We start from the raw sequence: 24,972 nt of genomic DNA on the forward strand, positions 1-24,972 counted from the left end.
AAGCTTAGAGGCTAAATACAATGAGTAAAGAAATTTTAGCGGTAGCAGAAGCGGTATCGAACGAAAAAGCGGTACCTCGTGAGCGTATCTTTGAAGCTCTTGAGATTGCTCTAGCAACTTCTACAAAGAAAAAATACGAAATCGAAATCGACGTACGTGTTGCTATTGACCGTAAAACAGGTGAATTCGTTACTTACCGTCGCTGGTTAGTGGTTGACGATGTTGAAAACCCAACTAAAGAGATCTCTCTAGAAGCTGCACAATATGAAGATGATTCAGTTGAGCTAGGCGACTACGTAGAAGACGAAATCGAATCAGTGACGTTTGACCGGATTACGACTCAAACGGCTAAGCAAGTTATCGTACAAAAAGTGCGTGAAGCTGAGCGTGCACAAATCGTTGAGCAGTTCATCGACAATGAAGGTGATCTCATCACTGGTGTTGTCAAGAAAGTAAACCGCGACACCATCGTACTTGATCTTGGTAACAACGCAGAAGCGGTAATCCTACGTGATGACCAGCTTCCTCGTGAAAACTTCCGTCCAGGTGACCGTGTTCGTGGTCTTCTGTACAAAGTTGCGCCAGAAGCGCGTGGTTTCCAACTCTTCATCACTCGTTCTAAGCCAGAAATGTTGGCAGAGCTTTTCCGTGTTGAAGTGCCTGAAATCGCTGAAGACATCATCGAGCTTAAAGGCGCAGCACGTGATCCTGGTTCTCGTGCGAAGATCGCAGTTAAGACTAACGACAAGCGTATTGACCCTGTTGGTGCGTGTGTTGGTATGCGTGGTGCACGTGTACAAGCGGTTTCTGGTGAGCTTGGTGGCGAGCGTATCGATATCGTGCTTTGGGATGATAACCCAGCTCAGTTCGTTATCAACGCAATGGCGCCTGCTGATGTTGCTTCTATCATCGTTGATGAAGATACACACTCAATGGATATCGCCGTTGAAGCTGATAACCTAGCGCAAGCGATCGGTCGTAATGGCCAGAACGTTCGCCTTGCCTCTCAACTAACTGGTTGGGAGCTGAACGTAATGACAGTTGCGGATCTGCAGAAGAAACACGCAGAAGAATCTCAAGCATCTATTGAAAACTTCATGAAGTACCTCGATATCGAAGAGGACTTCGCACAACTACTTGTTGAAGAAGGTTTCTCAACGTTAGAAGAAGTTGCTTACGTACCAGTAAACGAGCTACTTGAAATCGATGGCCTGAATGAAGAGCTAATCGAAGAGCTACGTGGTCGTGCGAAAGATGCACTAACAACCATTGCATTAGCGCAAGAAGAATCTTTTGAAGGTCTGGAACCTGCTGAAGATCTGCTGGGACTTGAAGGTCTAGAGCGCGAAATGGCATTCAAATTGGCAGCAAAAGGTGTGGTAACACTAGAAGACCTTGCTGACCAAGGCATTGACGATTTAGAAGGTATTGAAGGCCTGACCGAAGAGCGTGCAGGTGAGCTAATTATGGCCGCACGTAACATCTGTTGGTTCGGCGAAGAAGCATAATTCAGCAAGGAGGAAGCGGCATGACACAATTAACAGTTAAAGCACTGAGTGATGAGATTGGTACGCCAGTCGACCGCTTGATTGAACAACTTGCTGACGCTGGCATTAAAAAGGCGAGCTCTGACAATGTTACTGATGAAGAGAAGCAGCAGCTTCTCTCTCATCTGAAAAAAGAACACGGTGATAAATCTGGCGATTCAGAGCCGACACGCCTTACGCTACAGCGTAAAACTCGTAGTACACTTAGTGTGAATGCGGGTGGTGGTAAGAGTAAGAATGTTCAGGTTGAGGTGCGCAAAAAACGTACATACGTGAAGCGCAGCACAATTGAAGATGAAGCGAAACGTGAAGCTGAAGAAGCAGCAAAACGTGAAGCAGAAGAAGCAGCAAAACGCGCAGCTGAAGAAGCCGCAAAGCGTGAAGCTGAAGAAGCTGTAAAACGTGAAGCAGAAGAAGCAGCAAAACGTGAAGCTGAAGAAAAAGCGAAACGTGAAGCTGAAGAAAAAGCGAAACGAGACGTTGATACGAATGCACAACGTGAAGCTGACGAAAAAGCGAAACGTGATGCTGAAGACAAAATTAAGCAAGAAGCAGCGCGAAAAGAGGCCGACGAGCTTAAACGCCGTCAGGAAGAAGAAGCTAAGCGTAAGGCTGAAGAGGAAAGTCAGCGCCAGCTTGAAGAAGCTCGCGAATTGGCTGAAAAGAATAAAGAGCGTTGGTCTGCTGCAGAAGAGAAAAAGGGTGATATGGAAGATACAGATTACCATGTAACGACTTCACAATACGCACGTGAAGCCGAAGATGAAGCAGATCGCAAAGTAGAAGGTGGTCGTCGTAAGAAGAAGAAAAAACCTTCTAACAAAGATGATCAAGCACGTAACGGTAGCCGTGGCCAACGTGGTGGCAAAGGCGGCCGTAAGGGCAAACTGGCTAAGCCAACCTCAATGCAACATGGCTTCGATAAGTCAGCAACGGTTGCTAAGCAAGATGTTGTAATTGGCGAGACAATCGTTCTTTCAGAACTTGCTAACAAGATGTCGGTTAAAGCGACAGAAGTTATCAAAGTGATGATGAAGATGGGCGCAATGGCGACTATCAACCAGGTTATCGACCAAGAAACTGCACAACTTGTTGCTGAAGAAATGGGCCACAAAGTTGTTCTTCGCAAAGAGAACGAACTGGAAGAAGCAGTACTGTCTGATCGTGACACGAATGCAGAAGCGGTTCCTCGTGCACCAGTTGTGACTATCATGGGTCACGTTGACCACGGTAAAACGTCAACACTTGACTACATCCGTCGTACACACGTTGCTTCAGGCGAGGCGGGTGGTATTACTCAGCACATCGGTGCATACCACGTTGAAACTGAAAACGGCATGATCACCTTCCTTGATACTCCTGGACACGCAGCGTTTACTGCTATGCGTGCACGTGGTGCTCAAGCGACAGATATCGTTGTTCTTGTTGTTGCTGCAGATGATGGTGTAATGCCTCAAACGGTTGAAGCTATCCAGCACGCGAAAGCGGCAGGTGTTCCTTTGATCGTTGCAGTGAACAAGATCGACAAAGAAGGTGCTAACCCAGATAACGTTAAGAACGAACTGGCACAGTACGATGTTATTCCTGAAGAGTGGGGCGGTGAGAACATTTTCGTTCACATCTCTGCGAAACAAGGTACTAACATTGACGCACTTCTAGAGTCAATCCTTCTACAATCTGAGGTTCTAGAGCTAACCGCAGTTGCTGAAGGAATGGCGTCTGGCGTAGTTGTAGAATCTCGTCTAGATAAAGGTCGTGGTCCAGTTGCAACCGTTCTTGTTCAGTCTGGTACGCTAAACAAAGGCGATATCGTTCTGTGTGGTCAAGAGTACGGCCGTGTTCGTGCAATGCGTGATGAAATTGGTCAGGAAATCACAGAAGCTGGCCCGTCAATTCCTGTCGAGATCTTAGGTCTGTCAGGTGTGCCAGCTTCAGGTGACGAAGCAACTGTAGTTCGTGACGAGCGTAAAGCGCGTGAAGTTGCAAACTACCGTGCAGGCAAGTTCCGTGAAGTGAAACTTGCTCGTCAGCAGAAATCTAAACTAGAGAACATGTTCTCTAACATGACAGCTGGTGAAGTTGCTGAACTGAACGTTGTGCTTAAGGCTGACGTACAGGGTTCTGTTGAAGCTATCGCAGACTCTCTAGTGAAACTGTCAACTGACGAAGTTAAAGTCAACATCGTTGGTTCAGGCGTTGGTGGTATCACTGAGACTGACGTAGTACTAGCAGAAGCTTCTAACGCAATCATTCTTGGCTTTAACGTACGTGCGGATGCATCTGCTCGTCGTGCGGTTGAAGCAGCCGCTGTTGACCTACGTTACTACTCAATCATTTACCAATTGATTGACGAAGTGAAACAGGCAATGGGCGGTATGCTTGCTCCAGAATTCAAGCAAGAGATCATTGGTCTTGCTGAAGTTCGTGACGTATTTAAGTCACCGAAACTGGGTGCAATTGCCGGCTGTATGGTTACTGAAGGTCTGATTAAGCGTAACAACCCAATCCGCGTACTGCGTGATAACGTTGTTATCTACGAAGGTGAACTTGAGTCACTACGTCGCTTTAAAGATGACGTTCAAGAAGTTAAGAATGGCTACGAGTGTGGTATCGGCGTTAAGAACTACAACGATGTTCGCGTTGGCGACCAAATCGAAGTATTCGAAATCGTTGAAATTAAACGTACTCTAGACTAATTGACTAAGATTACTCATATTATCTTTGATAGATAAGTAGTAATTGGTTGTTGAATACACCATGGGGGGCTGGCTTAGACCAACCCCCCATTCTTTCTATATAAGAGAAAAGATATGTCAAAAGAATTTAGCCGCACGCAGCGTGTATCACAGCAGCTGCAAAAAGAACTTGCCATGATCCTTCAACGTGAAGTTCGTGACTCACGTTTGGGTATGGTTACTATCTCAGATGTTGAAGTATCTCGTGATCTTGCCTATGCAAAAGTATTTGTTACTTTCCTGTGTGTTGGTGAGCAAACACCAGAATCATGTCTAGCAGCGCTGCGTGAGCATGAAGTGCATATTCGCATGATGCTAGGTAAGCGTATTCGTCTGCGTCTTACTCCAGAAATTCGTTTCCACTACGACAATACCTTGGTTGAAGGTATGCGAATGTCTAACCTTGTGTCTGAAGTGGTTAGTGCAGATAAGAAAAAGCAAAAAGATTCTGGTCGCGAGGACGAAGAATAATGGCTCGTCGTCGTAAAGGTCGTCCAATCAATGGCGTTATCCTGTTAGATAAACCGACAGGTATCTCATCTAATGATGCGTTGCAAAAAGTTAAGCGCATCTACTTTGCCGAAAAAGCGGGTCATACGGGTGCATTGGATCCTCTAGCGACGGGCATGTTGCCGATCTGTTTGGGTGAGGCGACCAAGTTTTCTCAGTTCCTATTGGATTCAGACAAACGCTACCGAGTGATCGCGAAACTGGGTGAACGTACCAACACATCAGACTCTGATGGTGAAGTCGTAGAAACTCGTCCGGTCGATGTGGATCTTGAGAAGCTAGAAGCGTGCATTGACAAATTCCGTGGTGAATCGGATCAAGTGCCTTCTATGTTTTCAGCGTTGAAATACCAAGGTAAGCCGTTGTACGAGTATGCGCGTAAAGGAATCGAAGTTCCTCGCGAATCTCGTAAAATCATGGTCTACGAAATCATCCTTCATCGTTTTGAAGGTGATGAGGTTGAGATGGAAGTACACTGTTCAAAAGGTACTTACATTCGCACTATCATTGATGACCTTGGAGAAATGCTCGGCTGTGGCGCTCACGTTACCATGCTTCGCCGCACAGGTGTTGCGAAGTATCCATACGAGAAGATGGTTACGCTTGAGCAACTTAACGAGTTACTGGAGCAAGCACACCGCCAAGAGGTCGCGCCACGTGAGCTTTTGGATCCGCTGCTTATGCCAATGGACACGGCGGTAGAAGATCTACCAGAAGTGAACCTGATTCCAGAGCTTGCGGACATGGTTCAACATGGTCAACCGGTTCAAGTAAGTGGTGCGCCTACTGAAGGTTCTCTTCGCCTTACCATGGGAGAGGAGCGCTTATTTATCGGCGTTGGCGAGATGAATAACGACGGAAAAATTGCACCAAAACGCTTGGTGGTTTTTCGTGACGAAGAGTAATTTCGCACTACTTGAAAAATACCGGCCTTAGTGCCGGTATTTTTTATTGCGTGAATGGATAAACTTCCCTATAATTCGCGCTTCTCGTGTCGGCTGAATCAGAGATTGGCTGGCACAAATATTAACTTACTCTTATTAGGAGAGAATTATGTCTCTGAATGCAGAAACTAAAGCAGCAATCGTTGCAGAATACGCACAATCTGAAGGCGACACTGGTTCACCAGAAGTTCAAGTAGCTCTACTTACAGCTTCTATCAACCACCTACAAGGTCACTTCAAAGCGCACAAAGGCGATCACCACAGCCGTCGTGGTCTTCTACGTATGGTTTCTCGTCGTCGTAAGCTTCTAGATTACCTAAAAGGTAAGAACCTAGCTCGCTACCAAGACCTAATCAAGCGTCTAGGCCTACGTCGCTAATCAGCGACTGCTTAGCAGTTTGTCGAAAAAGGGGCTTTATGCCCCTTTTTTGTTGCCCCTTATTTATTTTTTGACTGCGAAAGCTTATTTTGACTGCTATAGCTTAGCCAAATCCCCCTTAAGCCGTTATAATACTGGCGGCTTAATCTTTTGCTATGGTTCTAGATAAGTGAATGACCACTATATAGAACAGTAGATCAGATTTTCACTAAACTCTTTGCATTACAGTCAACCTCGTCGACCAAAAGGTCGCGGCTATTAAAAGGAAATTTGTTTGAGTTTCTTTTCACTAGTCGCGATTCGTAATGCCTTGAGTGTTTATTAACACACCTAAGCGGCTGATTGTCAGCGCGTTTAGAAACAAGGAATAACAATGTTCGAAAAACCAGTTGTTAAAACGTTCCAGTACGGTAACCACACGGTTACTCTAGAAACTGGCGTTATTGCACGTCAAGCTACAGCAGCAGTTATGGTTACAATGGACGATACAGCCGTATTCGTTTCAGTTGTAGGTAAGAAAGAAGCGGTTGCTGGTCAAGACTTCTTCCCGCTAACAGTAAACTACCAAGAGCGTACTTACGCAGCAGGTAAAATCCCAGGTGGTTTCTTCAAGCGTGAAGGTCGTCCATCTGAAGGCGAAACCCTAACAGCTCGTCTGATCGACCGTCCAATCCGTCCGCTATTCCCGGATGCATTTAAAAACGAAGTACAAGTTATTGCTACGGTTGTGTCAGTAAACCCTGACGTTCAACCAGATATCCCAACAATGATTGGTACTTCTGCAGCGCTAGCTATCTCTGGTATCCCATTCAACGGTCCTATCGGTGCGGCGCGTGTTGGTCACATCGACGGTCAGCTTGTTCTTAACCCAAGCCAAACTGAGCTAGCTTCATCTCGCCTTGATCTTGTTGTAGCGGGTACAGAATCTGCAGTGCTAATGGTTGAATCAGAAGCTGACAACCTAACTGAAGAAGAAATGCTAGCGGCGGTTGTTTACGGCCACGATCAACAACAAGTTGTGATCAATGCAATCAACGAGTTCAAAGCTGAAGTTGCTACTCCAGCTTGGGATTGGGTTGCGCCTGAAGAGAACACAGCGCTTAAAACTAAGATTGCTGACCTAGCAGAAGCTAAACTTGTTGAAGCTTACCAAATCACTGAGAAGATGGCTCGTTACGACCGTATCCACGCGATCGCAGCAGAAGTTAACGAAGTGCTACTTGCTGAAGATCCAGAAGCGGACACGAAAGAAATCTACACTATCTTCCATGACCTAGAGAAGACAGTTGTACGTCGTAGCATCATCGCGGGTAACCCACGTATTGATGGTCGTGAGAAAGACATGGTTCGTGCGCTAGACGTACGTACTGGTATTCTTCCACGTACTCACGGCTCTGCGCTATTCACTCGTGGTGAAACTCAGGCTATCGTTACAGCAACTCTTGGTACGCAGCGTGATGCGCAAATCATTGATGAGTTGACAGGTGAGCGTAAAGATCACTTCCTACTACACTACAACTTCCCTCCATACTGTGTAGGTGAAACTGGTTTTGTAGGTTCTCCAAAGCGTCGTGAAATCGGCCACGGTAAACTAGCGAAACGTGGTATTGCAGCAGTAATGCCATCTGTTGAGGAATTCCCATACACCGTTCGCGTTGTATCAGAAATCACTGAATCTAACGGTTCATCTTCAATGGCTTCTGTATGTGGTACCTCTCTGGCTCTTATGGATGCTGGTGTGCCAATCAAGTCTTCTGTTGCGGGTATTGCAATGGGTCTTGTGAAAGAAGGCGACGATTTCGTTGTTCTTTCTGACATCCTTGGTGACGAAGACCACCTAGGTGACATGGACTTTAAAGTAGCAGGTACTAACACTGGTGTTACTGCACTTCAAATGGACATCAAGATCGAAGGTATCACTAAAGAGATCATGCAAATTGCGCTTAACCAAGCACAAGGTGCACGTAAGCACATCCTATCTGTAATGGATGAAGCGATTTCTGGTGCTCGTGATGATATCTCTGAGTTCGCTCCGCGTATTCATACTATGAAGATCAGCGCTGAGAAGATCAAAGACGTTATCGGTAAAGGCGGTGCAGTGATTCGTCAGCTAACTGAAGAAACAGGCACAACTATCGAAATCGAAGACGACGGTACGATCAAAATCGCAGCGACTGAAGGTACTGCAGCGAAAGAAGCAATTCGTCGTATTGAAGAGATCACTGCTGAAGTTGAAGTTGGCCGTATCTACACGGGTAAAGTGGCACGTCTGGCGGACTTTGGTGCGTTCGTAACGGTTCTTCCTGGTAAAGATGGCCTGGTACACATTTCTCAAATCGCAGAAAAGCGTGTTGAGAAAGTATCTGACTACCTAACTGAAGGTCAGGAAGTTCAAGTTAAAGTTCTTGAAATCGACCGTCAGGGCCGTGTACGTCTAAGCATGAAAGAAGCAGTAGAAAAGCCAGCTGAAGAAGCAGCAGCTGAAGCGCCTGCCGCTAAAGACGAGTAATCTTATACTCGACTTTCGGTCTTTTATTAGCGTAAGGGCCTGAAAGCATGCTATAAAAGGGGAGCATTTTTGCTCCCTTTTTTTTGTTTTGTTTCGAAGAGTTAACCCTCAGGTGAGGCAATTTATTCTACTATTGCATATAAAGGTAAGGCATTAAGAGAAACAGACTCGGAGCAGTCCAGACAGGAGTATCAATTAGTGAAATGGTTTCAAACCGCAAGTTTATGTGTTGCTATCGTGCTGACCGGTTGCGCAAATACTTCTCAGCAATCGGCTCAGCAGTGGGTTTACCCACCAATGGCGGTGCCTCTGCAGCCTAGCGTGCAACAAGAAGTTCAAATTGCGCGTTTATCTCAGCTTCTTCAGCGTCCTGATCTGAGTGATGAAGTTCGTGCAAAAATGCATTATGAGCGCGGCAATTACTACGACAGTGTCGGCTTACGTGACCTTGCTCGTTTGGATTTCAACCAATCATTACAATTAAACCCAGCTCAACCGGATATTTTCAATCTATTAGGGGTGTATTTTACTCAGGTTGGTGAGTTTGATGCGGCTTACGAGGCTTTTGATTCAACCCTAGAGCTGGCCCCAGATAATACGTATGCGGAAAGAAACCGTGCCATCGCATTGTATTATGGCAGCCGGATTGAACTCGCTCTGGAAGACATGAATAAGCATTATGAAGAGATGCCCAGCGATCCCTTCCGTGCGCTGTGGCTCTACATCATTGAAGCCGAGCAGGATCAAGAACAAGCGAAAGCAAACCTGAAGAAGCGCTACCAACGAGATCGCAGTGAGGAGTGGGGGTGGGTCCTCGTTGCGATAATGCTGCGTGACGTCTCAGACGAGCAGGCACTAAAGATGATCATGAATGGTACAAGAGAAAACTACCGTCTTGCGGAGCGACTCACTGAAACTTACTTCTACCTTGGCAAGCGTCATCAACTTGAAGGTGACTTTGCAGGTGCCATTTCACTGTATAAGCTGGCGATATCCTTCAATGTTTATGATTATGTCGAACACCGGTATTCATTTATCGAGTTAGCCCAGATATATGAACAGTTGCAGCAGGACAGGGTAGCTCAGCGGAAAGCCGAGCAACAAGAGAATTAGTCTAAAGCCGCTCACCGAGCGGTTTTTTGATGGTGATGCGGATATGGTTCTGGTTGAGCTTACGTTATCATAGCGAGCCATAGGCGCTGTTTTGTACGATATGAACTTCGTGTACAGAAAAATAAAATATTATTAATATTAACGAGTTAGCAGTTGCTAACGGCTGGTGATTGTTATGCAAGGCTCGATATATAGACAATTTTGGAAGTACACTATTCCAACCGTTGCCGCCATGTTGGTAAATGGTTTGTACCAAGTGATCGATGGCATTTTTATTGGCCGCTATGTTGGTGCTGATGGGCTGGCTGGAATTAACGTAGCATGGCCAGTGATTGGTACAATCTTAGGTGTCGGCATGATGGTCGGCGTCGGCACGGGGGCTCTTGTTTCCATCAAGCGTGGTGAACAAGACCAATACGGTGCCAAATGCATTTTATCTACCGGGCTATTACTACTCGCCGCATTGATGCCAGTCGTTGCAACTGTTCTTTTTTACTTTGCGGATGATTTTATTCGTTGGCAAGGTGCACAAGGCCAAGTATACGAGCTAGGCCTCCAGTACCTACGAATACTGATTGTTTCATGCATATTTACTCTTGGATCGATCGCCGCGCCATTTCTATTGAGAAATGATGATAGCCCTAACTTAGCCACGATCCTGATGGTAACAGGCGCAGCGATAAACATCTTACTAGACTATGTCTTTATCGCTTGGTTGGGATGGGAGTTGACCGGTGCCGCCATTGCAACCGCCTTGGCGCAGATGGTAGTGACGGTTCTCGGTATTGGTTACTTCTTCAGTTCGAAAGCTAAGCTGCGTTTAAGTGTAAGTGACCTGCAGGTTCAGTTTGAGTTCGTGCCTAAGATCGTGATGATCGGTAGTTCGAGTTTCTTTATGTACGCTTATGGCTCGATCATGGTGGCGCTGCATAATTCGTTGTTCGCTCAATACGGTAGTGCGTTATTGATCGGAGCTTATGCGATTCTCGGTTACATAGTGACTGTTTATTTCTTAGTTGCAGAGGGCATTGCTAACGGTATGCAACCTCTGGTGAGTTACAACCATGGCGCGCGTAACCCGGAAAACATTCGCAAGTTGCTCAAAATAGCCATGGGAACCTCGGTATTAGGCGGTATCGCTTTTGTAACCTTGATGAACGTTTTTTCCTATGAAGTTGTGTCAGTATTCAATAGCTCGGATCAGCAGTTAATTGAAAGTACAGTGATGGGGATCCGCTTTCACATGTTTGCCCTGTTTTTAGATGGGTTCTTAATGGTTTCCGCGGCGTATTATCAGTCGATGAACAAGGGCAGTAAGGCAATGTTCATTACGGTTGGTAATATTATGGTTCAGCTGCCATTTCTGTTCATCATGCCAAAAATATTCGGTGTGGTGGGTATTTGGATCGCCTTCCCATTGTCTAACATTGCGTTAAGTTTGGTCGTAATGAGTATGTTATGGCGTGACGTGAAGAAGTTGCTTCGGGAGAGCCCTGTCGAACCAAGCATGCAAGCTTCTTGATATAGGTGACAGTTATAGTAAAGCGAGGTATTGACCTCGCTTTACTATTCACTTTTAGAGTCAGATATTTTTGACGTCCAGACCGGCTAGCTGATGCCAGTAACCATTGCATTGACGACTTTCCAGCTTCTGAGGCTTTTCGCCTTTTTCATTAGCGCGGAATTGCTCTAATTCAGATAAGGTGCTGATGCCAAGTGGGCTAAGTCGTACCACATCCACTAATCCCTGCATGCCAGGTAAATCATTGATTAAGTTATAGCAGTAACCAGACTGAGTTTGGATGCCATTAAGATTGAAAACTTCTTGGCCCTCTTGGCTTCTGACCTGAATGCCTGTTGGGTACTTAATGCAGCAGGTCTCGCAATCGTCTTTTGCGCGGTTCTCAGCTCGAGCCGTAAAGCAACGAGCAGAGTAGGCTAGTGGCAGATAGCCATGGCTGAACACTTCCACTTCAAACTTATTACGGATACCAAGGCCCTCACATTGCGCTAAGGTGTCACTCAACCAGTCGCGTGACAGTTCAACAGGCATACACCAGCGAGTCATTCCCTGTTTGAGAAATAGGTTCAGTGTATGTGCATTGTAGGTATTAATTGCCGGGCCAACAATAAATGGTACTCGGTGTTCTGCGGCTAACTGAACTGCAGAGACATCATTGGCTTCGATCGCGAAATCACCATTATCAATGTACTTCTTCATAATGTTGACTTCACTTGGTGCTTCCAGCAGCGCCATAGTTGAGAGCACGACCTGTTTTCCGGCAGCGGAGAGCTCTTTCGCGATATCAAACCAATGGGCTGGTTTCATCTCTCGACGTTTAGAGCAGACACTCTCCCCTAAATAGATGATGTCCGCGGTACTCTTTTTTGCTTGCTGATAGAAGGCTTCTACATCTTGTTTGGGCCAAAAATAGAGTAATGGACCCAGTGCATATTTCATTGAATTATCCATCTTAACCTCTATTGCCATTGACGGTGATAAGCACCTAGTGTGGTTTGTGTACCTTCAGACACATTTGCCAGTGCCGCATCCCATGCTGCTTCCACTTGGTAAGCTTCAGGGTTGGCTTGGTAGCGATCAATCGCCGCTCGCCAGGTGCGGGTTACTTGTTCTACATAAGCAGGGCTGCGCTGACGTCCTTCAATTTTTACTGAAGCAACATTGGCTGCAAACAATTCAGGAAGCATAGAAAGCGTATTCAGGCTGGTTGGCTCTTCCAGTGCGTGGTAGCGCTTTTTCTCGCCTTCGATTTCCGCTTCAAAGCGGCCTTTACACAAGGTCGGATAACCGGCATTTTCACCGTCACTGTAACGATCAATCAGAATGTTGTTGAGTCGGGATTCCAACCCTTGTTCGGTCTCTTGCCAGCGCACGTACTTAGCCGGAGAGCAAGCGCCTACCGTGTTTGGTGACTCACCAGTCATGTAAGACGACAGATAACAACGACCTTCAGACATGATGCACAAACTACCAAAGGCAAACACCTCAAGCTCTACATCGCTGGTGATATTGCGCGACAACTGTTTAACCTGATGAATAGAGAGCACACGTGGCAGTACGACCCGTTTTACGTTGAAATTCTGTTTATAGAACTCAATGGCTGCGACATTGGTTGCAGACGCTTGTACTGAGAGGTGAAGCTCTAACTCTGGATATTTGCGGGCCGCATATTCCAGTACCGCAATGTCAGCGACAATCAGCGCATCAACACCTAATGAAGCTGCGTTGTCTACGGCGTTCGTCCAGCGTTCAAAGCCATTTGGATGGGCGAATGTGTTGAGTGCTACGTGGATTTTTTTATTGCGGTCATGAACGTATTGCACCGCTTTCTCTAGCTTTTTGCCGTTAAAGTTTAATCCAGCAAAGTGACGTGCATTGGTATCGTCTTTAAAGCCGATGTAAACGGCATCTGCACCACAATCAATCGCAGTCTTTAATGCAGGCAGGTTGCCCGCAGGACACAAGAGTTCCATATGCTCATAATCATTGAGAAAAAGGTGTCCGCATTTTATGAAGGATTATGAATAGCAAAATTGACCTAAGTTAGGTTTAGCTCAATAAACTCAATATTTACTCTTTGGGAGTAACGAGTCAGTTCTTGTGGCGACGATTTTGCACAAAGAGCTCTTCAATTTCCTGTTTAGGTTGCGGGCGGTAAAAGTGGAAGCCCTGAATAGAGTGACATTGCAGGTTAGAAAGCAACGTCGCTTGCTGGTGGGTTTCTACCCCTTCCGCAACAACGGATAAATCGAGTGATTTACCGAGATTGATGATGTTTTCGATAACGGTTACCTGCTTGGGTAAGGTGTCAATATCGTTAATAAATGCTCGGTCGATTTTGAGCTCATCTATAGGGAAGCGGGCTAAGTAAGACAGAGACGAATAGCCAGTCCCAAAGTCATCAATAGATAGGGCAAAGCCCAGCTTCTTGATGGCGTTTAGCATCTGTAATGTATGTTCGCTGTCGCTCATTACTGCGCTTTCTGTAAGCTCAAAGGTGATACAGCTTGGATCGAGGTCGGTGGTGCGCAATAACTTTTCCATAAAATCAATCAGCTGTGGGTTACCAAACTGCTCTGGTGATAAGTTTATCGCGACACGTCCAGGTAAAACGTTTTGCTGCTTCCAGCGTTTTACTGTGTTAAACACATCACGCATCACCACTCGTCCCAGGTGCTCGATCAATCCTGCTCGCTCGGCTACGGGAATGAATGCGCCAGGGCTTATGTAGCCTTCGACAGGGTGTTTCCAACGCACCAGGGCTTCTGCGCCGTTGATACTGAAATCTCGTGCGTTGACTTTGGGCTGATACCAAACTTCGAGGCCATTTTGTTGCAGTGCTTTTTGTAATTCGATTTCCAGCCACAAACGCATGCGCGCTTCTTTGTTCATCTGATCGTTAAATTTGATCAGTCGATTGCGGCCACGATCTTTTGCCTCGTACATCGCGGTATCGGCATTTTGCAGCAGAATCCGAGCATCTTGACCATCTTCTGGATAGAGAACGCTGCCAATTGAACACGCAAGGCGTTTGCTAAAGTGATGTAAGTCGAAAGGCTGATTGATCAGAGAAATAATGCGATCAGACAGAATCTCTGCCATACGAGCGTTTTCAGGCTCAGGTAAAATAATGCCGAATTCATCACTACCCAAATGACCGATAATTGCCTGACTTGGTAATAAACGCTTCAGGCGCGCCGAGACCTCTTGAATTACCTTGTCACCAATATGATGGCCAAGTGAGTCATTGATATTTTTAAAGTTATCGATATCCAGATAGAAGAGCAGTAGTGGTGTCTGTTTTTTGATCAGTTGTTCCAGGCGTTTAGTAAAACCAAAACGGTTGTACAACTTGGTCAATGAATCAATATTCGCATCTTCACTAAATGCGGCGGATAAATGCTTTGGCGCATTGTCAGCATCTTGAATCAGAACGATTTGTGACGCACTGCCTAATATGGCAGTTGAATCGGCATGAAGCTGTACTTTGCGTTCAAATCCACATCGCGCGCTGGTCAGGCAAATAAAAGGCTTGTCAGAAATCAGTGTACTTAAAGGATGGCTAAAGACCTTTTTGGTGCTTTCATCAATGAATAAACGGCTGAGCTTTTCTCCAAGTAAATCGTGAGGCGAGTTGATTCCGAGTAACCTTGCTGATGCCGGGTTTGCCGCAATAATGACATCTTCTTCGATAAGCAATAAGCCGTCGGGCAACAGTTGAGTGAGCTTGGAAAATTTGCTCTCTGATTCTTCAAGGGAACGAACAAGGATGTGTTTCTCTGAGGTATCGACGGCATGAAAAACCACAAACTTTACATCACTTTCTTCATAAACCGGCGACAAACTAAAATGCAGGCTGGTTTCTAGATCCGTTTCATCCAGCGTAATCTCTGCTTCAACATGTGTACCATCGAAGGCGCGTTGATAATAAGGGGCGAGCTTTTTGTAAAACTGCTCTCCTAAAACGTGGACGTCGTTGAGTCCGATGAGCGCTTCATTACTCAATCCGGCGATATCACAATAGCGATCATTCACCATTCGATAATTGTGTTTTTTATCAAGAATGGCGAAAAAGAAAGGGCTATTTGAGGTTAGCGTGGCAAACCAATGTTGTAATTGCTGGGAAGGCATGAGGTTATTACCGATCTCCGATGAGCCAGATTATTCGTCCGTTTTAAACGTGCTAGTTGAGAAAGTTCGCTCCGGTGAAGTTTAACGCAAGAACTGAGCTCAGCTCGTTAAGTCATTGACTTACTTAAATTGCGTTGCCAACAATCACCAAAATACGGTCGGTCACTATAGCTTTGAAAATTGAGTTATTAAAGCGTTTATCTCATTGTTCTCATCAATAATACACGTAAGTTCAAAAAACGAAGCATTTATGGCCAAATGAAAACAAACCGTTTATTGATGCATAACAGGTATCAGATTCACACAATTGCGTAATATGATTGCCCCGATGATAAAGTAACGGATAATGAACGTGTTAAACAAGATTCGCAGTCAACTAGTCAAGAACGCAGCCAATATCTTGCGCTCTCCAGTCCAGTTATTACCACAAACGGTGCAGAAAAAGGCCTTACTTGAAGGACTTAATATGATATTCAAAGAGTCGCTGGACGATGGCGATTTTGAATTTCTGCAAGATAAGTGGTTAAAAGTTGCGATTAAAGACTTGAACTTAGCATGGTACATCAGCTATCAAGATGAAAACTTACTGGTTGCTGAAAAACCAGTTCAGGAAGATGTGAGTTTTAGTGGTAACCTAAACGATCTAGTATTAATTGCTGGTCGTAAAGAAGACCCTGACACACTGTTCTTCCAACGTCGCCTTTCGATTGAAGGTGACACTGAGCTTGGCTTAGAGGTGAAAAACTTAATGGACAGTGTGGACTTAGAGCAGTTACCAAAAGCCATGCAAGTCGCTCTGAACCAATTAGCGGATTTTGTCCACAAAGGAGTTCAAGAGCCTGCACAACAACCCGGAGTAGCGAATGCTTATTCGAACTGAAGCCCCTGCGGACATTCTTACCATTGACCGCTTATTGAAACACGCTTTTCCAACTGACGCAGAAGCTAATTTAGTGATGCGTTTACGTGAAAATAGCAAGCTGACTTTGTCTTTGGTGGCGTGTACCGATGAGGGGGAAGTGATTGGTCACGCTTTATTTAGCCCAGTTACATTAAATGGTGAAGATTTGTCATGGCAAGGACTTGCGCCATTAGCGGTACACGAAGACTATCGACGCCAAGGTATCGCTGCCGAGTTGATTAAAGAAGGCTTCGACTCTTTACGCGACTTTGGTTATCCGGTATGTGTTGTGCTCGGTTCCCCAGATTATTACGCTCGTCAGGGCTTTAAATCTTGTGCTGATTTAGGATTTGAATGCGCATGGGAAGTGCCTGAAGGTGCGTTCCGTATTGCTGAAGTTGTTGAAGGCCAATGTGCAGGACGTTCTGGTCGCATTGATTATTCGCCTGAGTTCGACGACTTATAAGCACCAAGACAAGATACAACTTAGAAAGCAGTCAGTGGAAAACCGCTGGCTGCTTTTTGTTTGAACATACTTTCATTTCTCATTGGTGAGCGTCATTTTAGCGAGCCTAGGAATTAAATAGCTGCGCGCACAAAGTTTTAGTCATAACGAGTTCGGACATTAGATTCTGAATCACGCTCCTTCGTCGCTGTCCAGAATGACGGGGCTACTGCTCTCCAGTTGAAGCAATAGTAAATTGGGTATCGTCACTATAATTTGATAGTATTGCCGGGTTCAAACAGGTGACGAAAAATGTCGATTAACGAGAAACAGTATTTACATGAAATGGGAATCAGCACTTGGGAGTTGATTCATCCGCAGAGATTAGCAGGCTATCAATCACCAACGATTGATCTGCCAAGTGCTTGTAAGCTTCTGCTGGTTTCCCCAGTCTGTCCTGTCAATGAATCAGCCATCCTATTCGAGAAAATACTCAAGAGTATGAAGTTGACCCTCGACCAAGCCATGCATCTGGAGCCAGAACGCCTATCTTCATTAGGGGAGCACCAGCTGGAATGGATATGGTTTGCCGGGTGTGATGTGAATGCGAATCCAAACATCAAGCAACTTATTTCACCGCTGCTTCAGGACATTGATGGTAACAACGAACAAAAAAGAGCACTTTGGCAACAAATTTGTTCTTTTTCTTAATGCAGCTAACTATGTAGCTCAGTGCGTACTGCGAATTACAAGCTAAGCGTTAAATAGGTTAAATCATGACGATTGAAATTATTCCAATGTGTGAAGCGCACTTGGATCAGGTTTGGCAAATTGAACAGCAAGCACATTCTCACCCTTGGGCTGAGTCATTAGTCCGGGACTTATCCAGTCGCGGAGCTTGCCACCATGTGATGTTAGATGACAACACAGTTCTCGGTTATTTTTATGCGCAGAACATTGTCGGCGAAGTCACGTTGTTGAACATCGCGATAGCGCCAACACAACAAGGCAAAGGCTACGGACAAAAACTGTTGGATGCATTTTTAGAGCATTGCGAACAGGTAAAAGCAGAAAGCGCCTGGTTAGAAGTAAGAGAAAGTAACCATGCGGCGATTCATATCTATGAACAAGCAGGGTTCAATGAGTTAGACCGTCGTTACAATTATTACCCAGCCAAAACTGGTAATGGAAAAGAAGATGCGATCATCATGAGTTACATCTTCTTCCATTAGCTGCCAACACACTTCATTAGGGAAGTTGCCCCTCAAGCAATAATAAGCGAGAATACCGCGCAAAATTGAATCTCAAAGAGTGTTTGCAATTGAGCAGGCATTCAGACATCAAAGAAGACCAGTTTCATGTCAAATACACCTTTTCTAGGCGAAGTGTCTAAACGTAGAACGTTCGCTATTATTTCTCACCCGGATGCGGGTAAAACCACCATTACCGAAAAAGTACTTTTATTCGGAAACGCGATCCAAAAAGCAGGTACAGTAAAAGGTCGTGGTAATGCACAGCATGCAAAATCTGACTGGATGGAAATGGAAAAGGAACGTGGTATCTCGGTAACCACTTCTGTGATGCAGTTTCCTTACAACGACCGTCTGGTAAACCTGCTGGATACGCCGGGACACGAAGATTTCTCTGAAGATACGTACCGTACGCTAACTGCCGTTGACTCTTGCTTGATGGTTATCGATGCGGCGAAAGGTGTCGAGGATCGTACTCGCAAATTGATGGAAGTTACGCGTCTTCGCGATACACCAATCGTCACCTTCATGAACAAACTTGACCGTGATGTTCGCGATCCAATGGAAGTTTTGGACGAAGTCGAAAACGAACTGGGTATGATGTGTGCGCCAATTACCTGGCCTATCGGCTGCGGTAAAGAGTTTAAAGGTGTGTACCACATCCACCGTGACGAGACGATTCTTTACGAATCTGGCCATGGTCATGAGATTCAGGAAGTGCGCATCATCAAAGGGTTGGATAACCCTGAACTGGATGAAAAAGTCGGTGCGGGTCTGGCAGAAAGCGTACGTGAAGAGCTGGAGCTGGTAATGGGTGCTTGCCCAGAGTTCGAACTGGAATCATTCCTGACGGGCGATCTCACACCTGTTTACTTTGGTACGGCACTAGGTAACTTCGGTGTGGACCACATGTTGGATGGTTTGACTGAATGGGCGCCAGCGCCGAAAACACGTCAAGCGGTTGAGCGTGACGTTGAAGCAACAGAAGAGAAGTTTTCAGGCTTTGTGTTTAAGATCCAAGCAAACATGGATCCAAAACACCGCGACCGTATCGCATTTATGCGCATTGTATCGGGTACTTACACCCAAGGCATGAAGATGAACCACGTTCGTCTTGGTAAGCAGGTAAGTATCTCTGATGCGGTCACCTTTATGGCGGGCGATCGTGCTCGTGCAGAACACGCCTATGCAGGTGACATCATTGGTCTGCATAACCACGGTACTATCCAGATTGGTGATACTTTCACGCAAGGTGAATCACTGAAATTCTCTGGTATTCCTAACTTTGCGCCGGAATTGTTCCGTCGTATTCGCCTGAAAGATCCATTGAAGCAGAAACAGCTACTTAAAGGTCTGGTTCAGTTGTCTGAAGAAGGCGCGGTCCAGGTGTTCCGTCCACTGCAAAACAACGACCTAATCGTGGGTGCGGTTGGTGTGCTTCAGTTTGATGTGGTTGTGGCTCGTCTGAAGTCTGAGTACAACGTAGAAGCGATTTACGAAGGTATTAATGTGGCAACGGCGCGCTGGGTTGAGTGTGACGATGCGAAGAAGCTGGATGAATTCCAACGTAAGAACCAGACAAACTTAGCACTCGATGGTGGTGACAACTTAACCTACATTGCACCGACGATGGTTAACCTCAACCTTGCGAAAGAGCGCTTCCCGGATATTGACTTCCGTGCGACTCGTGAGCACTAATCGACGTTAATTAAAGTCCGCTACTCAGCGACTGGATTTTAAAACGCCCTTGGCTATAGACTTAGTCAAGGGCGTTTTTATATCGGCAGAAATGATTGATATTATGTGAGGATGAAAAATGAATTGGTTGAAAAGAGGCATTAAGCGCTACGACGACTGGTGTAAAGAAATGGGACTTACGCCGGATCAAAAACGCAGTTGTGTACCTTATCGAACAGATCCGGCTCATCAGAGTGAGGAGCAAAACGCAGCACCGAAATCCGCCGAGAGTAATAGAAAGTCACAAGATGAAGCTCTTTGATACGCACTGTCATTTTGATTTTGATGTGTTTCAGGATGACTTTGAGCACAACCTGACTCTTGCTCAAGAGCAAGGGGTGAGCAGAATCCTGATACCATCAGTCGGACCCTCAAACTGGTCACACATTCAAAGCTTAGCCAAGCGATATTCCCACTTATATTATGCGCTCGGGTTCCATCCGTATTTTCTGGAGCAGAGCTTTGATCAGCACTTTGCGGAACTGGAACTTTATCTAAAACAAAAAGCGCCACAGTGCGTTGCAATAGGCGAGTGCGGATTAGATTTTGCGATTGACGTCGATCCTCAGTTGCAACAAAAAGCACTTGAGCTACAGTTTGAGCTCGCCAGACGTTTTGACCTTCCTATCATCCTGCATAGCAGAAAAGCGCACAATCGGCTGATACAAATGGTTAAAGCGGCCAAGCTGCCTAAAGGTGGTGTCGTGCATGCTTTTGCTGGCAGCTATCAACAAGCGATGGAATGGGTCAGATTAGGTTTTTTCATCGGAGTAGGCGGGACAATCACTTACCCACGAGCCAAAAAAACTCGCGACGCCATTCAAAAATTAGCGCTTGAACATCTACTAATCGAAACAGACGCTCCAGATATGCCTATACTTGGATATCAGGGGCAGCCAAATCACCCAGCGAAACTCATTCATGTATTCAATACGCTCGTAGAGCTGCGTAGCGGAGAAAAGCAATCGATTGCGTCGCAACTGTGGAAAAATAGCAATTTTGCCTTCTCAATATGTGAATAGAATTCAAAGAAAGTGTTTAGATTCGAAAACGTTTTCCTTTTTATTGTGAGTTTTATCACAAAGATTGCTGAATCAATCATGAATCTTATGGGAAAGTGTGAGGGCGGCATTACTTTAATTGATGATGCATGAGTATAATTGCCCCGCTTTTATAGCTCCATTTTGTTACACGCCAATAAATAACTTATAAGGAAGTCATAAACTATGAGCCTGTTTATGAGCCTGGTTGGTATGGTAGTGCTTCTTGCCATTGCATTCGCATTCTCATCTAACCGCAAAGCTATCAACTTTAGAACTGTGGGTGGTGCATTCGCTATCCAATTCGCATTAGGTGCATTTGTTCTGTATGTACCTTGGGGCCGTGATCTACTGAACGGTTTCTCTAGTGGTGTATCTAACGTTATCAACTACGGTAACGATGGTTCATCATTCCTATTCGGTGGTCTTGTGTCTGACAAGATGTTCGAAGTATTCGGTGGCGGTGGTTTCGTCTTCGCATTCCGTGTTCTTCCTACACTGATCTTCTTCTCTGCTCTGATCTCAGTTCTATACTACATTGGCGTTATGCAATGGGTTATCAAGATTCTGGGTGGCGCATTACAAAAAGCGCTTGGCACTTCTCGTGCAGAATCAATGTCAGCAGCAGCTAACATTTTCGTAGGTCAAACTGAAGCACCTCTAGTCGTTCGTCCATTCGTTCCAAAAATGACTCAATCTGAGCTATTTGCGGTAATGTGTGGTGGCTTGGCTTCTGTTGCTGGTGGTGTACTCGCTGGTTACGCCTCTATGGGTGTGCCTCTGGAATACCTAGTTGCGGCATCATTCATGGCGGCACCTGGTGGTCTACTGTTCGCTAAAATTCTTTACCCTGAGACAGATCAGCCTCATGAAAGCATTGAAGAAGCAATGGACGGTGGCGACGACAAACCAGTAAACGTTATCGACGCAGCAGCGGGCGGTGCGGCTTCTGGTCTGCAACTTGCGCTAAACGTAGGTGCAATGCTAATCGCATTCGTTGGTTTGATTGCACTAATCAACGGTATGCTAGGTGGCATCGGCGGTTGGTTCGGTATGCCTGAGCTGACTCTAGAGCTAATCCTGGGTTACGCGTTCTCTCCACTGGCGTTCCTAATTGGTGTTCCATGGGATGAAGCGATCACCGCTGGTTCATTCATCGGTCAGAAAATCGTTGTGAACGAATTCGTGGCTTACTTGAACTTCACGCCTTACATCGGTGAAAACGCGCAAGTAATTGCTGCAACTGGTGAAGTAATGTCTGAGAAGACTACAGCTATCATCTCATTTGCACTGTGTGGTTTCGCGAACCTTTCTTCTATCGCGATCCTTCTAGGTGGTCTGGGTGGTCTAGCGCCAAGCCGTCGTCCAGATATCGCTCGCATGGGTATTAAGGCAGTACTTGCTGGTACGTTGTCTAACCTAATGGCTGCGACAATTGCAGGCTTCTGCTTAAGCCTTGCAGCTCTATAATTTAGAACGGGTTCTTAATATATAGACGCCACGTTAAATGATGCCCTGTAGCAAGAAATTGCTGCGGGGTTTTTTTCGTTTTCAGGACTGAAAATTTTTTAGTGCAGTTAAAGGTAACGAGTCTTATCTGGCGAGCTAGAGAATAGAAATCTGGAAATTTTGAGATACAAACCGTTTGCGTTCTATTTGGTGCTACAGTTTTGCGGTGAAACTCTATAATGTATTAATCACAGGATGGTGGTTAAGTTTGATACTTAATCACGTAATGAATACTACATAATCGATGGGCAAATGAATTGCCCAGTAAGACGCCGCAATCATAGATTGTTGTGCCATAGTCCAAACTGGTACTGTGCGGTGACAAGGATAGCAATTGGCATATGACACTTTCGCTGACTATGCCGAGTCTTCAGGGAACCAAGTCCGTTCATAAATAGACTACTGAGTCATTTTTTACACAATCTCAGCTCGTTGATTATAGTTAGAGGTGTGATGTAAGGCTGAGTAGTGAATTTTTTGAATATTGATCGGAGATAGAAATGAGCGATTTAAAAGCAGCAGCGCTACGTGCACTAAAACTTATGGATCTAACTACGCTGAATGATGATGACACTGATGCAAAAGTGATCTCACTGTGTCATGACGCGAAAACAGCAGTAGGTAACACGGCTGCAATCTGTATTTACCCTCGCTTTATTCCTATTGCTAAGAAGACACTTCGTGAGCAAGGTACACCAGAGGTTCGCATTGCTACTGTGACTAACTTTCCACACGGAAATGACGACATCGAAATCGCAGTTGCTGAAACAAAAGCAGCAGTTGCTTACGGTGCAGACGAAGTTGACGTGGTTTTCCCATACCGTGCGCTAATGGCAGGTGACGAGAAAGTGGGCTTTGAGCTGGTTAAGCAATGTAAAGAAGCCTGTGGTGACATTCTTCTAAAAGTGATCATCGAAACGGGTGAACTAAAAGAAGAAGCACTAATCAAGAAAGCTTCACAAATCTGTATCGAAGCGGGTGCAGACTTTATTAAAACGTCAACAGGTAAAGTGCCTGTTAACGCAACACCAGAATACGCGCGCATGATGCTTGAAGTGATTCGCGATATGGGTGTAGCAGAAACAGTTGGCTTCAAACCTGCAGGTGGTGTGCGTACTGCTGAAGACGCAGCGGCTTACCTGGCAATGGCTGATGAAATCCTTGGTGATAACTGGGTTGATGCGCGTCACTACCGTTTCGGAGCGTCAAGCCTGCTAACCAATCTATTAAATACATTAGAAGTAACAGACGAAACGGCTGATCCAACAGCGTACTAATTCTAAAAATGTCTGACTGGTAGCCCCAAACAGGGGGCTACCAACCTTCTGTCCTACTTTGACCACAGCTTTCATCGAGCTTGGGAGGCACTAATGTATTTACCGCAAGAAATCATTCGTAAAAAACGTGACGGCGAAGTTCTTTCTGCTGACGAAATCAACTTCTTTATTCAAGGCGTAGCAAATAACACAGTATCTGAAGGTCAGATCGCGGCATTTGCTATGACTATTTTCTTCAATGAAATGACCATGGATGAGCGTATTGCCCTGACTTGTGCAATGCGCGATTCAGGCATGGTTATCGACTGGAGCCACATGAACTTTGGCGGCCCTATTGTCGATAAGCACTCAACCGGTGGTGTTGGCGATGTCACTTCTCTCATGCTTGGCCCTATGGTGGCGGCGTGTGGTGGCTTCGTTCCAATGATCTCTGGACGTGGGCTTGGCCATACTGGCGGTACGCTCGATAAATTAGAGTCAATCCCAGGCTACAACATCACACCAACCAACGACGTATTTGGTCAGGTGACGAAAGAGGCAGGCGTTGCAATCATCGGTCAAACTGGCGATTTGGCACCAGCCGATAAGCGTGTGTACGCAACCCGAGATATCACGGCTACTGTAGATAACATCTCGCTAATTACCGCGTCCATTCTTTCTAAGAAACTGGCGGCGGGCTTGGAATCACTAGTGATGGACGTAAAAGTTGGCTCAGGCGCATTCATGCCAACCTATGAAGCATCAGAAGAACTCGCTAAATCTATTGTAGCGGTAGCAAATGGCGCTGGCACAAAAACAACAGCAATCCTGACAGATATGAACCAGGTATTAGCGTCTTCAGCCGGTAATGCGGTTGAAGTTCGTGAAGCGGTTCGTTTCCTGACTGGTGAATACCGCAACCCACGTCTACTTGAAGTCACCATGGCATCATGTGCAGAAATGCTGGTGCTTGGTAAGCTGGCAGAAAATACCGAAGACGCACGTGCGAAACTAATGGAAGTGCTCGACAACGGTAAAGCGGCGGAGTGCTTCGGCAAGATGGTTGCCGGTCTTGGTGGCCCAGCAGACTTCGTAGAAAACTACGAAAACTACCTGGAAAAAGCACAGATTATCAAACCGGTATACGCGACAGAAACGGGCATCGTTTCTGCAATGGATACACGTGCTATCGGTATGGCTGTGGTCGCGATGGGCGGTGGTCGCCGCGTTGCGACAGATGAAATTGACTATGCAGTTGGTTTTGACGAGTTCATCCGCCTGGGTGAAGTCGCTGACAGCGATAAGCCTTTGGCCGTTATCCACGCTCGTACTGAAGAGCAGTGGGAAGAAGCGGCAAAAGCACTACGCAGTGCAATCAAAGTAGGTGGTGAGTACACGCCAACCCCAGAGGTTTACCGTCAGATTCGTGCAGAAGATATCTAGG

Annotated in this window: 21 protein-coding genes; 18 read left to right on the forward strand and 3 right to left on the reverse strand. The window is 45.8% G+C overall.

Annotated features, from left to right (window positions below; translation table 11 throughout):
• Positions 1–20: 20 nt before the first annotated feature.
• From nusA to RXX31_RS08525, 8 genes are all read left to right on the forward strand, one after another.
• Positions 21–1,508 carry a transcription termination factor NusA gene (nusA, locus tag RXX31_RS08490; RefSeq protein WP_317588718.1) on the forward strand — a complete coding sequence of 496 codons (1,488 nt, stop codon included), beginning with the start codon at positions 21–23 and terminating at the stop codon, positions 1,506–1,508.
• Positions 1,509–1,528: 20 nt separating this feature from the next.
• On the forward strand, positions 1,529–4,243 hold the full coding sequence (infB, locus tag RXX31_RS08495) for a translation initiation factor IF-2 (RefSeq protein WP_317588719.1): 2,715 nt from the start codon (positions 1,529–1,531) through the stop codon (positions 4,241–4,243).
• 114 nt (positions 4,244–4,357) lie between these two features.
• Positions 4,358–4,753, forward strand: coding sequence for a 30S ribosome-binding factor RbfA (rbfA, locus tag RXX31_RS08500; protein WP_317588720.1), 396 nt, complete (start codon positions 4,358–4,360; stop codon positions 4,751–4,753).
• The gene (gene truB, locus RXX31_RS08505) at positions 4,753–5,697 is read left to right on the forward strand and encodes a tRNA pseudouridine(55) synthase TruB (protein WP_317588722.1); all 945 of its coding nucleotides are present in this window, start codon (positions 4,753–4,755) and stop codon (positions 5,695–5,697) included. Before rbfA ends, truB begins: the two co-directional genes overlap by 1 nt.
• 148 nt (positions 5,698–5,845) lie before the next feature.
• On the forward strand, positions 5,846–6,115 hold the full coding sequence (rpsO, locus tag RXX31_RS08510; protein WP_014232882.1) for a 30S ribosomal protein S15: 270 nt from the start codon (positions 5,846–5,848) through the stop codon (positions 6,113–6,115).
• A gap of 373 nt (positions 6,116–6,488) precedes the next feature.
• A complete protein-coding gene (gene pnp, locus RXX31_RS08515; protein WP_317588725.1) occupies positions 6,489–8,624 on the forward strand; it encodes a polyribonucleotide nucleotidyltransferase in 2,136 nt (711 codons plus the stop codon).
• 198 nt (positions 8,625–8,822) lie between these two features.
• Positions 8,823–9,737, forward strand: coding sequence for a lipoprotein NlpI (gene nlpI, locus RXX31_RS08520; RefSeq protein WP_317588727.1), 915 nt, complete (start codon positions 8,823–8,825; stop codon positions 9,735–9,737).
• Between the two features lie 175 nt (positions 9,738–9,912).
• On the forward strand, positions 9,913–11,259 hold the full coding sequence (locus RXX31_RS08525; RefSeq protein WP_317588728.1) for an MATE family efflux transporter: 1,347 nt from the start codon (positions 9,913–9,915) through the stop codon (positions 11,257–11,259).
• Between the two features lie 60 nt (positions 11,260–11,319).
• Here the strand turns inward: RXX31_RS08525 and RXX31_RS08530 are convergent, their stop codons facing one another.
• The 3 genes from RXX31_RS08530 to RXX31_RS08540 all read right to left on the reverse strand — a co-directional run bounded on the left by RXX31_RS08530 (position 11,320) and on the right by RXX31_RS08540 (position 15,390).
• Positions 11,320–12,198: a U32 family peptidase gene (locus RXX31_RS08530; RefSeq protein ID WP_317588729.1), complete on the reverse strand. Its 879-nt coding sequence runs from the start codon at positions 12,196–12,198 to the stop codon at positions 11,320–11,322.
• Between the two features lie 20 nt (positions 12,199–12,218).
• The gene (locus RXX31_RS08535; RefSeq protein WP_317588730.1) at positions 12,219–13,232 is read right to left on the reverse strand and encodes a peptidase U32 family protein; all 1,014 of its coding nucleotides are present in this window, start codon (positions 13,230–13,232) and stop codon (positions 12,219–12,221) included.
• Between the two features lie 118 nt (positions 13,233–13,350).
• On the reverse strand, positions 13,351–15,390 hold the full coding sequence (locus tag RXX31_RS08540; protein ID WP_317588731.1) for an EAL domain-containing protein: 2,040 nt from the start codon (positions 15,388–15,390) through the stop codon (positions 13,351–13,353).
• Positions 15,391–15,742: 352 nt separating this feature from the next.
• On the opposite strand from RXX31_RS08540, the gene RXX31_RS08545 reads away from it, so the two are divergent.
• From RXX31_RS08545 to deoA, 10 genes are all read left to right on the forward strand, one after another.
• On the forward strand, positions 15,743–16,270 hold the full coding sequence (locus RXX31_RS08545) for an SCP2 domain-containing protein (RefSeq protein ID WP_317588733.1): 528 nt from the start codon (positions 15,743–15,745) through the stop codon (positions 16,268–16,270).
• Complete coding sequence (locus RXX31_RS08550) at positions 16,254–16,757, forward strand: N-acetyltransferase (RefSeq protein WP_317588734.1); 504 nt, start codon at positions 16,254–16,256, stop codon at positions 16,755–16,757. Before RXX31_RS08545 ends, RXX31_RS08550 begins: the two co-directional genes overlap by 17 nt.
• Before the next feature lie 291 nt (positions 16,758–17,048).
• Positions 17,049–17,447 carry a DNA polymerase III subunit psi gene (locus RXX31_RS08555; RefSeq protein WP_317588736.1) on the forward strand — a complete coding sequence of 133 codons (399 nt, stop codon included), beginning with the start codon at positions 17,049–17,051 and terminating at the stop codon, positions 17,445–17,447.
• A gap of 65 nt (positions 17,448–17,512) precedes the next feature.
• Complete coding sequence (gene rimI / locus RXX31_RS08560) at positions 17,513–17,968, forward strand: ribosomal protein S18-alanine N-acetyltransferase (protein WP_317588738.1); 456 nt, start codon at positions 17,513–17,515, stop codon at positions 17,966–17,968.
• A 126-nt stretch (positions 17,969–18,094) separates the two neighbouring features.
• Complete coding sequence (gene prfC / locus RXX31_RS08565; RefSeq protein WP_317588739.1) at positions 18,095–19,684, forward strand: peptide chain release factor 3; 1,590 nt, start codon at positions 18,095–18,097, stop codon at positions 19,682–19,684.
• Positions 19,685–19,802: 118 nt separating this feature from the next.
• Positions 19,803–19,985, forward strand: a complete 183-nt coding sequence (locus RXX31_RS08570) for a DUF5363 family protein (protein WP_317588741.1) — start codon at positions 19,803–19,805, stop codon at positions 19,983–19,985.
• The gene (locus RXX31_RS08575) at positions 19,972–20,745 is read left to right on the forward strand and encodes a TatD family hydrolase (RefSeq protein WP_317588742.1); all 774 of its coding nucleotides are present in this window, start codon (positions 19,972–19,974) and stop codon (positions 20,743–20,745) included. Before RXX31_RS08570 ends, RXX31_RS08575 begins: the two co-directional genes overlap by 14 nt.
• A 204-nt stretch (positions 20,746–20,949) precedes the next feature.
• Complete coding sequence (locus tag RXX31_RS08580; protein ID WP_317588743.1) at positions 20,950–22,233, forward strand: NupC/NupG family nucleoside CNT transporter; 1,284 nt, start codon at positions 20,950–20,952, stop codon at positions 22,231–22,233.
• Between the two features lie 539 nt (positions 22,234–22,772).
• A complete protein-coding gene (deoC, locus tag RXX31_RS08585) occupies positions 22,773–23,549 on the forward strand; it encodes a deoxyribose-phosphate aldolase (RefSeq protein ID WP_014232867.1) in 777 nt (258 codons plus the stop codon).
• A 93-nt stretch (positions 23,550–23,642) separates the two neighbouring features.
• A complete protein-coding gene (gene deoA / locus RXX31_RS08590; RefSeq protein ID WP_317588746.1) occupies positions 23,643–24,971 on the forward strand; it encodes a thymidine phosphorylase in 1,329 nt (442 codons plus the stop codon).
• The last annotated feature ends 1 nt before the right edge of the window (position 24,972 follow it).

Source organism: Vibrio sp. EA2, from assembly GCF_033042495.1.
In the GTDB taxonomy this organism is placed as follows: domain Bacteria; phylum Pseudomonadota; class Gammaproteobacteria; order Enterobacterales; family Vibrionaceae; genus Vibrio.